This is a genomic window from Cupriavidus sp. C1SS-2L, from assembly GCF_057073735.1.
In genome coordinates this window covers 3563490-3575669 of sequence record NZ_CP172708.1, presented here as the reverse complement: position 1 = coordinate 3575669, position 12180 = coordinate 3563490, and the positions used below count along the sequence as shown (strand labels likewise).

At 68.5% G+C, this 12180-nt stretch carries 12 protein-coding genes; 2 read left to right on the top strand and 10 right to left on the bottom strand.

The genetic code is table 11. The features are described 5' to 3' along the window. Positions 1-6: 6 nt before the first annotated feature. The 10 genes from gspE to gspG all read right to left on the bottom strand — a co-directional run bounded on the left by gspE (position 7) and on the right by gspG (position 10073). Positions 7-1542: a type II secretion system ATPase GspE gene (gene gspE / locus ACIGJG_RS16615; protein ID WP_084791919.1), complete on the bottom strand. Its 1536-nt coding sequence runs from the start codon at positions 1540-1542 to the stop codon at positions 7-9. Between the two features lie 8 nt (positions 1543-1550). Beyond that, on the bottom strand, positions 1551-3965 hold the full coding sequence (gspD, locus tag ACIGJG_RS16610) for a type II secretion system secretin GspD (protein ID WP_011299358.1): 2415 nt from the start codon (positions 3963-3965) through the stop codon (positions 1551-1553). Between the two features lie 34 nt (positions 3966-3999). Next, a complete protein-coding gene (locus ACIGJG_RS16605) occupies positions 4000-4806 on the bottom strand; it encodes a type II secretion system protein N (RefSeq protein WP_220631106.1) in 807 nt (268 codons plus the stop codon). Further along, a complete protein-coding gene (locus ACIGJG_RS16600) occupies positions 4806-5414 on the bottom strand; it encodes a type II secretion system protein M (RefSeq protein ID WP_483672549.1) in 609 nt (202 codons plus the stop codon). The genes ACIGJG_RS16605 and ACIGJG_RS16600 overlap by 1 nt, the downstream gene beginning before the upstream one ends. Positions 5415-5422: 8 nt before the next feature. Then, positions 5423-6823: a type II secretion system protein GspL gene (gene gspL, locus ACIGJG_RS16595; protein WP_011299355.1), complete on the bottom strand. Its 1401-nt coding sequence runs from the start codon at positions 6821-6823 to the stop codon at positions 5423-5425. Positions 6824-7080: 257 nt separating this feature from the next. Then, positions 7081-8094: a type II secretion system minor pseudopilin GspK gene (gene gspK, locus ACIGJG_RS16590; protein ID WP_483672548.1), complete on the bottom strand. Its 1014-nt coding sequence runs from the start codon at positions 8092-8094 to the stop codon at positions 7081-7083. A gap of 2 nt (positions 8095-8096) precedes the next feature. Next, a complete protein-coding gene (locus ACIGJG_RS16585) occupies positions 8097-8795 on the bottom strand; it encodes a PulJ/GspJ family protein (protein ID WP_041679732.1) in 699 nt (232 codons plus the stop codon). After that, on the bottom strand, positions 8773-9177 hold the full coding sequence (gspI, locus tag ACIGJG_RS16580; RefSeq protein ID WP_011299352.1) for a type II secretion system minor pseudopilin GspI: 405 nt from the start codon (positions 9175-9177) through the stop codon (positions 8773-8775). Before gspI ends, ACIGJG_RS16585 begins: the two co-directional genes overlap by 23 nt. Beyond that, positions 9174-9674 carry a GspH/FimT family pseudopilin gene (locus ACIGJG_RS16575; protein WP_011299351.1) on the bottom strand — a complete coding sequence of 167 codons (501 nt, stop codon included), beginning with the start codon at positions 9672-9674 and terminating at the stop codon, positions 9174-9176. Before ACIGJG_RS16575 ends, gspI begins: the two co-directional genes overlap by 4 nt. 15 nt (positions 9675-9689) lie before the next feature. Beyond that, positions 9690-10073 (bottom strand): type II secretion system major pseudopilin GspG, encoded by a 384-nt coding sequence (gspG, locus tag ACIGJG_RS16570; RefSeq protein WP_235679786.1) that lies wholly within the window; start codon positions 10071-10073, stop codon positions 9690-9692. A 308-nt stretch (positions 10074-10381) separates the two neighbouring features. Here gspG and ACIGJG_RS16565 point away from each other — a divergent pair, with 308 nt between their 5' ends. Continuing rightward, positions 10382-10834 (top strand): RrF2 family transcriptional regulator, encoded by a 453-nt coding sequence (locus tag ACIGJG_RS16565; RefSeq protein ID WP_011299349.1) that lies wholly within the window; start codon positions 10382-10384, stop codon positions 10832-10834. Positions 10835-10935: 101 nt separating this feature from the next. Then, positions 10936-12156 (top strand): globin domain-containing protein, encoded by a 1221-nt coding sequence (locus ACIGJG_RS16560; RefSeq protein WP_011299348.1) that lies wholly within the window; start codon positions 10936-10938, stop codon positions 12154-12156. Positions 12157-12180 lie beyond the last annotated feature (24 nt).

Sequence of the window (12180 nt, the reverse complement as noted above, 5' to 3'; positions counted from 1 at the left end):
GTTCCGTCAGTCGCGCGTGACGCGCAGCACTTCTTCGAGCGCGGTGGCGCCGGTGTCGATCCAGCGCTGCGCATCGCCGCGCATGGTCTGCATGCCATGAGCAAGCGCGACCTGCTTGATCTCCGACTCGGGCTGCTGGCGGTGGATCATCGTGCGGATCTCGTCGTCGACGGTCAGCAGCTCGTACACGCCCATGCGGCCCTGGTAGCCGGAGTTGCCGCACTTGTCGCAGCCCACCGCATGCCACAGGTGTTGTAGCGGCTTGCCTTGCGTATGCAGCGTTTCGGCTTCGCCGGCGGTGACTTCGATGACTTCCTCGCGCTTGCAATGCGGGCACAACCGGCGTACGAGCCGCTGCGCGAGCACGCCAAGCAGCGACGACGACAGCAGGAACGGCTCGATGCCCATGTCCACGAGCCGCGTGATCGCCGAGGCCGAGTCATTGGTGTGCAGCGTGGCCAGCACTAGGTGGCCGGTCAGCGAAGCCTGCACCGCGATCTGCGCGGTTTCCAGGTCGCGGATTTCGCCGATCATCACCACGTCCGGGTCCTGGCGCAGGATCGCGCGCAGGGCCTTGGCGAAGGTCATGTCGATACGCGCGTTGACCTGCGTCTGGCCGATGCCGTCGAGGTCGTATTCGATCGGATCCTCCACCGTCATGATGTTGGTGGAGCGCGCGTCCAGCCGAGATAGCGCCGCATACAGCGTAGTGGTCTTGCCCGAGCCTGTCGGCCCGGTAACGAGCACGATGCCGTGCGGCTGGCGGATCAGGTCGTCGAAACCGGCCAGCGTGCGCGGCGACATGCCGAGCTTGGCCAGGTCGAGGCGGCCTGCCTCCTTGTCCAGCAGACGCAGCACCGCGCGCTCGCCGTGGCCCGTCGGCAGCGTGGACACGCGCACGTCCACGGGGCGCCCGCCCACGCGCAGCGTGATCCGGCCGTCCTGCGGCAAGCGTTTCTCGGCAATGTCGAGCTGCGCCATGATCTTGATGCGCGAGATCAGCGCGCCGTGCAGCGCCTTCTTCGGCCGCACCACGTCGCGCAGCGTGCCGTCGACACGGAAGCGCACGACCGACGCCGATTCGAACGGTTCGATGTGGATGTCCGATGCGCCTTCGCGCGCGGCCTGTGTGAGCAGCGCGTTGATCATGCGGATGATCGGCGCGTCGTCTTCGGACTCGAGCAGATCTTCCACGGCGGGAATGTCCTGCATCAGGCGCGACAGGTCGACTTCGCCTTCGACTTCGCCCACCACCTGCGCGGCGCTGCCGTCCTGGCGGTTGTAGGCGTCGGACATGGCGCGCTCGAGCGCATCGGGTTCCATCACGCGCAGGCGCAGCGCGCCGTGCACGCGCGCCACCTCCGCAAGCGCAGCGGGCGATGTGGCGCGGCTCACCCAGACTTCAAGGCCGTCGGCGCGCTGGTGCGCGATCAGCAGCGGCGCTTCGCGTGCAAAGCTGTACGACACCAGGCGCGCCGCCATCGGTGACGGCGGCTCCTGGATATCCTGGCTGTCAAGGGCGGCTTGGACTTCGCTTGCCATGGTCTGGCTCAGTTACGGCGGCCGGCGTCGGGCGATGCCGAGCCCGCGAACGTGCCGGGATAGCCTTGCTGCGTAATCGGCTGCGGCACTGGTTGCGGCGCTTGCTGCCCCGGTGCAGTCTGCGGCACGGATTGCGGCAGTGGCAGCGGACTTTGCACCGGCCCGTTGCCACGCGGGTCGACGAACGGCGTGGTCGGCGCATCCGCGGGCGGCAGCACCGGCGTGTTGGCGTCGCGCACCATGATGTTAGGCGAGACGAAGTCGGTCTGCTGCGCGCGCATGTAATCGTAGCGGTCCTGCGTCAACCGGTCGGCCGCGCCGGCCGTGCGCATCACATACGGGCGCAGGAACACCAGCAGGTTGGTCTTGGCGCGGTTCTTGTTCTCATAGCGGAACAGGCCGCCGATCCACGGGATATCGCCCAGCAGCGGCACCTTCTGCACACCGTCGCCGTAGGAATCCTCGATCAGCCCGCCGAGCACGATGATCTGGCCGTCGTCGACAAGGACGTTGGTCTCGATCGAGCGCACATTGGTGGTCGGGCCCTGCACCTGCGTCAGCGTACCCGGCACCACCGACGACGACTCCTGGAAGATCTGCATCTTGACCAGGCCCCCGTCGGTGATCTGCGGCCGCACGCGCAGCGTGATGCCGACATCCTTGCGGTCGAAGGTCTGGAACGGGGTGACCGAGGCAGCGCCGCCGGTCTGTGCATAGGAGCCGGTCGTGATCGGGATGTTCTGGCCGATCAGGATCTTGGCTTCCTCGTTCTCGAGCGTGATCAGGTTTGGCGTCGACAGCAGGTTCACGCTGCCGTTGGTGCCCAGCGCGCGGAGCAGCGCGCCAAGGCCCAGCGCCTTGTTCACCACGCCAAGGTTCAGGCCACCCACATCGGGCACGAGCTGCTGCGCGGCAACGATGCCGGCACTGTGGTTGCTGTTGTACAGCGCGCCGGCGAGTGTCAGGTTCAGGATGTTCTGGCCGCCCGTGCCAAAGTTGGTACCCGCGAAGACGTTGTTGTTGCCGCTGCTCGAACTGAGCAGTCCTTGCCACTGGATGCCGAGCTGGCTGGCTTGCGTGGAGGTCACTTCCACGATCATCGATTCGATGTAGACCTGCGCGCGGCGCGCGTCGAGATCCTCGATCACGGCGCGCAGGTTGCGGTACACCGGTTCGGTGGCCGTAATGATCAGGGCATTGGTGGCCGGATCGGCCTGGATGATGCCGCCTGTGGTCGGCTGGGTGTTTGGGTTGAACGATGCCGCGAACGCCGAATTGCCATAGGCGCCGCCGCCCGTGCTCGACCCGCTGGTGCCGGTCGAGCGCATGCCGGCCTGGCTTGCCGTGGTGCCGCCGGTGTACTGGCCGCCGGCCGGCGTCGACACGTTGGTCAGTCCGCCGGCCCCTGCCGCGCCCGCGGCGCCCGGTTGCGTGCTTGTGGCAAAGCTGCTGTCGGCGGCGACGATCGCGCGCAGCGTGGCGGCCAGCTTGACGGCGTCGGCGTTCTTGAGCGGCACGACCCAGATATTGCCGGGGCGCGCATAAGGCTGGTCGAGCTTTTCGATGAGCATGCGTGCCTGCTGCAGGCGCGCGCGGCTTGTTGCACGGATCATCAGCGAGTTGCTGCGTGGCTCCGCCACCACGGTCGTGCGCAGGCTGCTGTCGACGGACGCCCCCCCGCCTCCCGCCGCGCCCGTCGTCGCCGATCCCGGGTCGAGCAGCTTCTGCAGCACCAGCGCCGTGTCACTAGCGATGGCATTCTTCAGCGGTACGAGCTCGACTTCGCCCGCCGCCGGCGCATCGATCGCGGCGATGATGCGGCCGAGGCGGCGCAGGTTCTCGGCATAGTCCGTGATCACCAGCGTGTTGTTGGCCGGGTAGGCGGTGATGGTGTTGTTGGGCGCGATCATCGGCCGCAGCACCGGCACCAGGTTGTTGGCCGACTCGTAGTTCAGCCGGAACACCTGCGTCACCACCTGGTCGCCGCGGCCGCCCCCGCCGCCGACCACGATCGGCGACCCCTGCAGCTTGGCGTCCGCTTCGGGCACGACCTTGGTGAAGCCATTGCTCTCCACCATCGCATAGCCCTGCATGCGCAGTACCGAGCCCAGCGTTTCGAGCGCCTGCGCGCGCGAGACCGGCTGCTCGGTGACGAGATTGACGGTGCCCTTCACGCGCGGGTCGATCACGAAATTCTTGCCGGTGGCCTGGCCTACGGCTTTGACCACGGAATCGAGGTCGGCGTTGACGAAGTTCAGCACCACCTGGTCCCGGTTGCGCGGCGTGATGTCCGGTGGCGCGCCAGGGCTGGCGGGCTGCTGCGCCCACAGCGGCGTCGGCGCCAGCAGCGAAAGGCCGCACAGCAGGGCCACGGCACGGGCACTGGCGGTCTGGAAGAAGGGTCGGGTGGCTTCGGTTTTCATGTTTGGTTCCGGTCGGCTCCTGGCGCTGCCTGGCTCAGAAGCGCAGCCTTGTCACATTGTTCTCTCGTCGTCCCAGCAGGCTCAGCAGGCTGACCAGCTGGGTAGCGGCTTCGGGCTCGGCATTGGCTGTGCCCTCGAAGCGCGCCTGCCGGCCCAGCGTGCCGCTGCCATCAAGATGCAGCGGCCCGGCGATGGTGCTCAGCGCGAGCTTGCCATCGGCGCCGTTCCAGTCGATCTCGGCACGGTAGCTGCCCAGCGGACGCAGGCGGCTTACCGCCGACGACACTTGTTCGATGCGCAGCGTGATATGCCCGTACAGCAGCCCGCCCGCAAATTTACCCTGCAACGCCGACCAGTCCGCGCGCATGAGGCCGTCCGGGCGCAGCGTGTTGAACGGCGCGCCCACGCCTTCGAGCAGCGCGGCCGGCAGCCGGATGGCGCCCGCCTGCGCGGTCCAGCCGCCCGGCGTGACGGTCAGCCCGACCGGCGCCGGCATGGCCTCCGTATGCGTGAGCACCATGCGTGCGGAGCCGGTCAGCAACGGCCAGAAAGCCACGGACCATTGCAGCCGGCCCGGCAGCACCGTCGCGGTCTGGCTGCCCGCGCCGGCCGACAGCGCCAGCGTGGCGCTGCCGTGCCACAGCGAGCCCGCGGCATCGGCCAGCAGCACGCGCCGCTGCGTGCGGGCCGCCACCGTGTCGGCGATCCATGCGGCCGGCAGCATGGCCAGCACGGTAATGCCGGCCGTGGCCAGGCCCAGCAGCAGCCAGCCGGCGCGGCGCCAGCCTGCCGGGCGGCGCAGCTTGCGTCGGGGCAGCCGCAGCGACTCCAGCCGTACCATCAGCTGCGGCCACCCGGACCCTGCAGGGTCGCGCCGACGTTGACCAGCGCGGTGGCGCCTACGTAGACGATGCGCGCGTCCGTGATCTTCAGGCGCTGCTGCTGGCGCACGTCCTGCAGCCAGCCCGCGACCGCGCCGAACGGCGCCTTGTCTAGCTGCACCTGCACGCTGTTGTCGGCGCCCGCGGCCAGTCGCGTTGCCTTCAGGCCGTACTTGCCCAGGCTCTCCTGCAACGCTTGCGTCAGTGCGTCGCCGCGCAGTGCGGGTGCCGGGCTCGCGTTCAGGCCACGAGCTTCCTGCGCCAGGGTTTCCATTTCTGCCAGGTCCGCGCGCATTCCAGGCAGGCTGCGCGACAGCCGCGCGCGGCCATCGGCGGCAGGCTCCCACAGCACGGAGTAGACCAGCACCAGTCCCAGCACCACAGCGCCGCCACCGAGAATGGCCTGCTCGCGCGGGTTGCGCGCCGACCAGAAGGCGTCGAACTGCTCGCGCCAGACTTGCGGCACGCGCGGCTTGAAGCGCGCCAGCGTTGTGCGGGCCGAAGGGCGGCCAGACGCCGCGGCAGCGTGCGGCGTCTGGGTGCGGAGGTTGTCTTTGCTCGGACTCATGATTCGGTTCACAGGCCTGGCTTGATGACCCAGCGCGAGCCGGCCGGACCGACGGTGCGCGAGGCATCCGCCGTCTTGTCTTCTTCCATCTGCAGGCCGGCCTGGCGCACGGCGCCGCGCAGCGCGGCGGTATCGGTGCCAGGCTTGAGGGTGGCTACGAGCGTGCGGCTGCGGTACTCGAGCGCCTGCAGGCCATCGGGCGGCAACTGGCGCGCAGCCTGCGCAAAGCGGTCGGCCAGCGGCAGGAAATCGTCAGGCGTGCTGCGCCCGCTGGCCAGTCGCAGCTGTTCCACCTGGCGGCGCATCTGCAGCGGGGCATCGAGCACGGTCTGGATCTGCGGAAACGCGGTGTGCAGCGTCTGCAGCTGCGCGGCTTCCAGGCGCTGCTGTTCACGGTGCAGCATCAGCCAGTGGATGTTCATGCCAAGAAGCTGGACCAGCACGATGCCGGCAGCCAGCGCAAGCGGCAGGCGCCACGCCAGCAAGTTCCAGCGGTCGGCACGCCCCTGGGCAAATTCAAACTGGGCGAGATCGAGGCCGGATTCCTGCAGGCAGCCTTGCGCGCCGGCGATCCACATGCGCCAGTCGGCCGCGTTGGCCTGTCGCAGCGCAGGCACAGGCGCGTTGGCCATGGCGTTGGCGTCGCCGTGCCACAAGCCTTCCGGCGCCAGCGCCTGCCAGGCGGCAAGCGCATCGGTGCCCAGCAGCAGGCCATAGCCTTCATGGCGGCCGGTGCGCACCGTGAGTTGCCATTGGCTGCTGGCTGGCGCCGCCTCAGGCGCCAGCGTCGGTTCGACCATGCCTTCGGCCTGTACCAGCGAAGTGGCCGCGGCCTCTACAACCAGCGTGGCGGGTTGCGCCGCGGCGTTGTCGCCATCGGTGGCCTCAGCCAGAGCGGCCGGGACGGCCAGCGGCAGGCACATCTGAGCGGGAAGGATATGGCGCCGGCGGTGGCGGTGTTCGGCAAACGCGTCTAGCACCGCGCGCAGCCAAGCGCGGTCGGCCACCATCAGCAGGCGGCGTCGCGGGCCGCGTGCCGGCCGAGCCGCCTCGCCGTCGAGCGCCGGGCCCACGCCAATGTGGCAGGGCTGCGCGTCGGTGGCCAGGGCGTCTTCCACCAGATTGGGCAGTGCCTGTTTCAGCCGCGCCGGCGGCAGCGGCGGCACGGTGGCCGTGGTGAGTAGTACGTCACTGGCGGCAAGGATCAGCACCAGGCGCTCGGCGGGCGGCATCGCGCCGATCTGGGCGTGGCCTTCGCGCAACACTTCCGGCGCCTGCGCGGCGTCGGAGCGGCGGGCAGCCGGCATGCCAGCGTCGCGTACCAGCGCGAACGGCAGGGCACCGAAATGCCATGGTTGCGGTTGGTCATGCGGCCGATGCGGCAGGCGAACGTACAGGGTGGTACTCAAGGTTTCCTAGCTTTGACGTCAGTGGAGCCTGTGCTGGGGGCGGATTGCCGGGGCAGCGGAATGGCCGGGGCGCGGAGGTGCCGGCTGCGGACACGGACGGGCAGGGAGGCGCCGCTCGGCATGGCGCCACGGTTGCGGCAGCGCCGCAGCATACCTTGCCTGTGTGACTAAACCGCGTCAATAGCATTCTCCCCCGGTAGCCGGGCCCGCAAGGGTGGAAGCAGCGTGCCGCAGCGCACGCAAATCTGCGCTATGGCTCATCGCATGTCGGGAAGCCGGTCCGTGTCGTGGATCCACAGCACACGAGTGGTGTTGGTGTTACCCAGCACCTCGCCCCGGTAAACCAGCGATACCTGGAGGCGGCTGGCGCGCTCATGGCGCACCAGGCCATAAATCAGGAAATAGTGGGAGCGGACGTCCAGCATGGAGGACAGGTTGCTGGTGTCGGCCTGCGGCGCGACGCTGCCCAGCTTGGTCTGCAGGTCGCCGACATTGTTGAAGTACGCGCGATCGCGTTCGCGCACCAGTTCGCGCGCGCGGACCAGGGCCAGGTTGGTGATGACGGCGGACAGGACCTCGGGCTCGGCCGTATTGGCGTTGACCACGGTGCGCTCCGGCAGCACGATGATGAACGGTTCCAGCGCCGTGACCATCTCGGGCGTGTAGCCCGGGATTGCCAGCAGGCTCTGGGCGCTGTCCGGCGGGCGCGGCGCCGGCTGGCCGTCAGAGCCGCCTTGCGCGGCGCGCAGCATGAAGCGTCCCGTGGTCTCGGCCAGCGACGGATTCAGGCCCACGGTTTGCAGCAGGCGGCGGTATGCTGCCAGCGCGGCCGGATCGACCGTGGCGGCGCGGCCCTGCGTTGGCGTGGCCGTCCACAGCACCAGGTTGGTCAGGTTGAAGCGCGCCTGCGCGTCCAGGATGCGGCCCGACAGGAACGATGTCTCGCCGGCCTGGTCGGTGCGCAGCGCGGCGCCCAGGAAATCCGACAGGCGCGTCTCTGCGATCGGCACGGCCCACGGCTCGCCCAGTTCGTCGACGCTGGTGCGGCGCTGGTCGTCGCGCAGGATGAGCCGGGCCCAGTCCACGGCCGCGCGCTCGATCCACGTGGCCTGAGCGAGCAGCCGCTGGTTCTCGATCGATCGGATCTGCACCTGCTGGCGCCACAGCATGCCGGAGACAATGACCACGGCGAGCGTGACCATCAGCAGCGCCGTGACCACGGCGGCGCCACGCATGCGGCGTCGGGACAGGGGCGGGAGGCGTCGGCGCATGTTCACAGCCCGGTCATGCAGATCTTGCGGAAATCGCGCGGCGCATCGCCGTCGCCCATGCGGGCCTGGATGGACAACTCGACGGCGCGAACGACGACGCTGGCCGTGCTGGTCGTGGCGGTCGCCGCCACGGCACTGGCACCGGTCGGATTGAACAGCGCGCCGCGGATGCGCCCGTTGTCCGCCAGCCAACCCGCCGGATCGATCCATACTCGCGCGCCGAGACTGTCCACATCGCCAAGTACCTGACGGGCCTGCACATTGTTCTGGCGGCCAGCCTGGCGCAGCGAGAGCAGGGCGGACTGCACGGCGGCGCGGCTGTCCACCGGCGGCGCTGCCAGGCGTACCAGCGCGTTGCCCTCCAGCCGGTAGCTCAGCGCCTGCCACATCGGCGGCTGGTTCTCTTCGCGGCGGTCGCGCACCATCAAAACCTGGCCGGGCGCGACTTCGACCGGGCTGGCCTGGAGCAGGCCGGGGTCGGACAGGTGTTCGCAGTCGGACTGGAACTGCCCGTAGAGCACCTTCAGCGCATCCAGCCTGGCGTCGTGGTCGGTCAGGCGTTCGCGGCTGCGCGTCATGCTGTCGAGTGCGCGCCAGCCGATCACGGCCATGACCGCCAGCAGCGTAATGGCCACGAGCATTTCCAGCAGCGTGAAGCCGCGCCGAGTCGTGCGGCGATCAGAGCAGGTTGCGCGTTTCATTGGGAATGATGGTGACAAGCCACGCCAGACGCACGGAGCGGTCGGCGGCGGACGGATAGACCGCGATCTCCACGCGCCGGAACGCCGGATTGGGCGTGCCGGAGACACTCTGCTCGCAATAGAGCGGGGTGCCGCCCTGCGGGCAGTCATAGCCGCTCACGCCGGGCTCGGGCCAGGTCTTGGACAGGCGCAGCGTGGCCAGGTGGTTTTCGGCGCTGAACTCGGCCAGCATGCGCGCCTGCAATGACGCGCTGGCATCGACCATGCTGCCCATGGCCCGCATGGCGGCCGTCAGCGCCACGGCCAGGATTGTCAGCGCCACCAGCACTTCAATGAGCGTGAAGCCGTGCCTCTGACGGCGGCGATGCGCGCGCGCGATCATGGCGTGCTGGCGAAGTAGCGGCCGCCGCCGTCGCCGGCGATATCGACGCGGATGTCGCCGCGCACCAGTATCACCCGCTGCGGACCGTCGATCAGTTCGCGCCCGAAGACGAGGCGCGGCGGGCCGCCCGTACCGGCGTTGCGGCCACCTTCGGCGACGATCACCTGGTCCGGCTGCAGGCGCCAGTGGCCTGGCGCGAACACATCGGTACGCAGGGGGACCCAGCCATTCGGCGTGGATTCGAGGAAGCGCCAGCCGCCGGGGCTGCCTTCCCAGGCGATCGGGCGCGCGCCGAGCTGGGCTTCTTCCTGCGCCAGCTCGAACAGCCGCGCGATGCGCTGGCCGTCGTCGAGCAGGCGTCCGCGCTCATTGGGCGACGCGTTGACCGCGACCAGCGAAATGACAATGCCGGCGATCACCATGACCACCAGCAGTTCGAGCAGGGTGAAGCCCCGGGGCCGGCAAGCGGCGGCGCGGCGGCGCGGGGCCGGTTTCATGTTGCCGGTACGGCGTTATTCCCAGTTGCCGATGTCGGCGTCATTGCCGTTGCCACCGGCCTGGCCGTCGGCGCCGAAGCTGAAGATGTCGATCTCGCCGCGCACGCCGGGGTTCAGGTACTGGTACGGATGGCCCCACGGGTCCTTGGGCAGCTTTTCCAGATAGCCGCCGGCCTTCCAGTTGTTCGGCACGGGCTCGGTGGTTGGCTTGGCCACCAGCGCGGCGAGGCCTTGTTCCGTGGTGGGATAGCGGCTGTTGTCGAGCCGGTAGAGCTTCAGTGCCTGCATGATCGACGAAATGTCCTGGCGCGCGGCAACGATACGGGCCTCATCGGGGCGGCTCATGATCTTCGGCACCACCAACGCCGCGAGCACCCCCAGGATGACGATCACCACCATGATTTCGATCAGGGTAAAGCCGCGGCTGCCGCGCTTGGTGCGATCGGCATGGGAGCGGGGCGAACGTGTGGAGCGGGTACTGGCGAATAGGGATGTGGATCGGCGCATCGTGTCTGGACCTCGTGCTGGATGGCGGGGGCGCGCGCTGGCCACGCGCCCGGCGTTCGACAATCAGTATAACCGCCACCCTATGACTGTTTTTTGTGGCGAGGAATTCTCGCGGCCCGGAGTCTGATTTGTGTCACGGGATTCCGCGCCGCACAATAAAACTTGCATTTGAAATGCCGCTTATCTAAGATGTCACCACGATGCAACTGACCCGCTTTTCCGACTACGCACTGCGGCTGCTGATGTACGTGGCACGCGCCGACGGCAGCCGGCCTATCACCATTGCCGAGGTGGGCCAGCAGTTCGAGGTTTCCCATCACCATCTGGTGAAGGTGGCAGCGCGCCTGTCGAAGCTGGGCTGGATCACGGCCACGCGCGGCCGCCACGGCGGCTTGGAACTGGGGCCGCAGGCTGACCAGCTGACCATCGGGACGATCCTGCGCGAACTGGAAGGGCACAAGCCGGTCATCGACTGTGATGACCCGCCATGTGCCCTGAAGGGAAACTGCCGGCTGCGCCGGGCGCTGGACGAGGCGGAGCAGGCGTTCTATCGCTCGCTTGATACTGTCACCCTGGCGGATGTCACCGGCAGCCAGACTGCCGAGTCGATCATCCGGCTGCATCGCGATTTTGTGAGCCGGCGTACGGCTTGAACGGCGCGCTTTGAGCCGCAGTTCTGGCGTTACGTGCGCGGGCTTTGTTGTGAGTAAAAACATGCATTTTGTTTGCATGATTTAAAACGGAGCCTTACCTGATGTTGTCTGCTGCTTCCCGCCCCTACATTGATGCCAGCGTACCGGTGCTGCGTGAACATGGCCTCGCCATCACTACCCATTTCTACCGCGAGATGTTCGCGGCGCGCCCTGAACTGACCCAACTGTTCAACATGGGCAACCAGGCCAACGGCTCGCAGCAGCAGTCGCTCGCCTCCGCCGTGTTCGCCTACGCCGCCAATATCGACAACGCCAACGCGCTTGCGCCGGTGGTCGAACGCATCGTGCACAAGCATGCAGCGGTGGGCCTGAAGCCCGCGCATTACCCGATCGTCGGCCGGCACCTGCTGGGCGCCATCTCCGCCGTGCTCGGCGAAGCCGCCACGCCCGATCTGATTGCCGCCTGGGACGAAGCGTACTGGCTGCTGGCCGGCGAGTTGATCGCCGCCGAAGCGCGCCTGTACCAGAGCACCGGCATGGCCGCCGGCGAACGCATCGCCGTACGGGTCGACCGCCGCGAAGTGCAGAGCGACACCGTGGTCGCGCTGACGCTGTCGGCCGTGGACGGCCAGCCGCTGCGCGATTTCCGCCCGGGCCAGTACGTCAGCGTCGAAGTCACGCTCGATGACGGCAACCGCCAGCAGCGCCAGTACTCGCTGTCTGCGGAGCGCGGCCTGCCGACGTGGCAAATCTCGGTCAAGCGCGAGGACGGCGACCACGCCACGCCGGCCGGCGCAGTATCCAACTGGCTGCATGCCAACGCGCAGCCCGGCACGGAACTGTCGGTGAGCGCGCCGTTCGGCGACTTCGCGCCGCGCCTGGATAACCACCGCCCGATCGTGCTGCTGTCGGCCGGTATCGGCATCACGCCGATGCTGTCGGTGCTGCGCACGTTGGCCGCACAAGGCTCCAGGCGCGAGATTCTGTTTGCCCACGCGGCCCGCGACGGCCGCCACCACGCCCATCGTGCCGACGTGGCCTGGGCCAGGGAACGCCTGCCGCAGCTGCGTACCCATATCAGCTACGAACAGCCGCAAGCCGCCGATGTCGCGGGCCGTGACTACGACCACGCGGGCACCATGCCCGTCGCCGCACTGCTCGATGCGCCCGACAACCGTCTGTTTATCGACGGCGACTTCCACCTGTGCGGACCGCTCGGGTTCATGCAGGCGCAGCGGCACGCGCTGATCAGCGCTGGTGTCCCGGTCGGGCATATCCACCGCGAAGTGTTCGGCCCGGATCTGCTCGACGACCTGTTGTAAGCCGCCACAGACACGGTCATAGGG

Coding starts and splice junctions, on each gene's coding strand:
- gspI (WP_011299352.1), bottom strand. CDS start 9,177: ATGATCGCGCGCGCGCATCGCCGCCGTCAGAGGCACGGCTTCACGCTC.
- ACIGJG_RS16605 (WP_220631106.1), bottom strand. CDS start 4,806: ATGGTACGGCTGGAGTCGCTGCGGCTGCCCCGACGCAAGCTGCGCCGC.
- ACIGJG_RS16565 (WP_011299349.1), top strand. CDS start 10,382: ATGCAACTGACCCGCTTTTCCGACTACGCACTGCGGCTGCTGATGTAC.
- gspD (WP_011299358.1), bottom strand. CDS start 3,965: ATGAAAACCGAAGCCACCCGACCCTTCTTCCAGACCGCCAGTGCCCGT.
- ACIGJG_RS16575 (WP_011299351.1), bottom strand. CDS start 9,674: ATGAAACCGGCCCCGCGCCGCCGCGCCGCCGCTTGCCGGCCCCGGGGC.
- gspE (WP_084791919.1), bottom strand. CDS start 1,542: ATGGCAAGCGAAGTCCAAGCCGCCCTTGACAGCCAGGATATCCAGGAG.
- ACIGJG_RS16585 (WP_041679732.1), bottom strand. CDS start 8,795: ATGAAACGCGCAACCTGCTCTGATCGCCGCACGACTCGGCGCGGCTTC.
- gspG (WP_235679786.1), bottom strand. CDS start 10,073: ATGGTGGTGATCGTCATCCTGGGGGTGCTCGCGGCGTTGGTGGTGCCG.
- ACIGJG_RS16560 (WP_011299348.1), top strand. CDS start 10,936: ATGTTGTCTGCTGCTTCCCGCCCCTACATTGATGCCAGCGTACCGGTG.
- ACIGJG_RS16600 (WP_483672549.1), bottom strand. CDS start 5,414: ATGAGTCCGAGCAAAGACAACCTCCGCACCCAGACGCCGCACGCTGCC.
- gspK (WP_483672548.1), bottom strand. CDS start 8,094: ATGCGCCGACGCCTCCCGCCCCTGTCCCGACGCCGCATGCGTGGCGCC.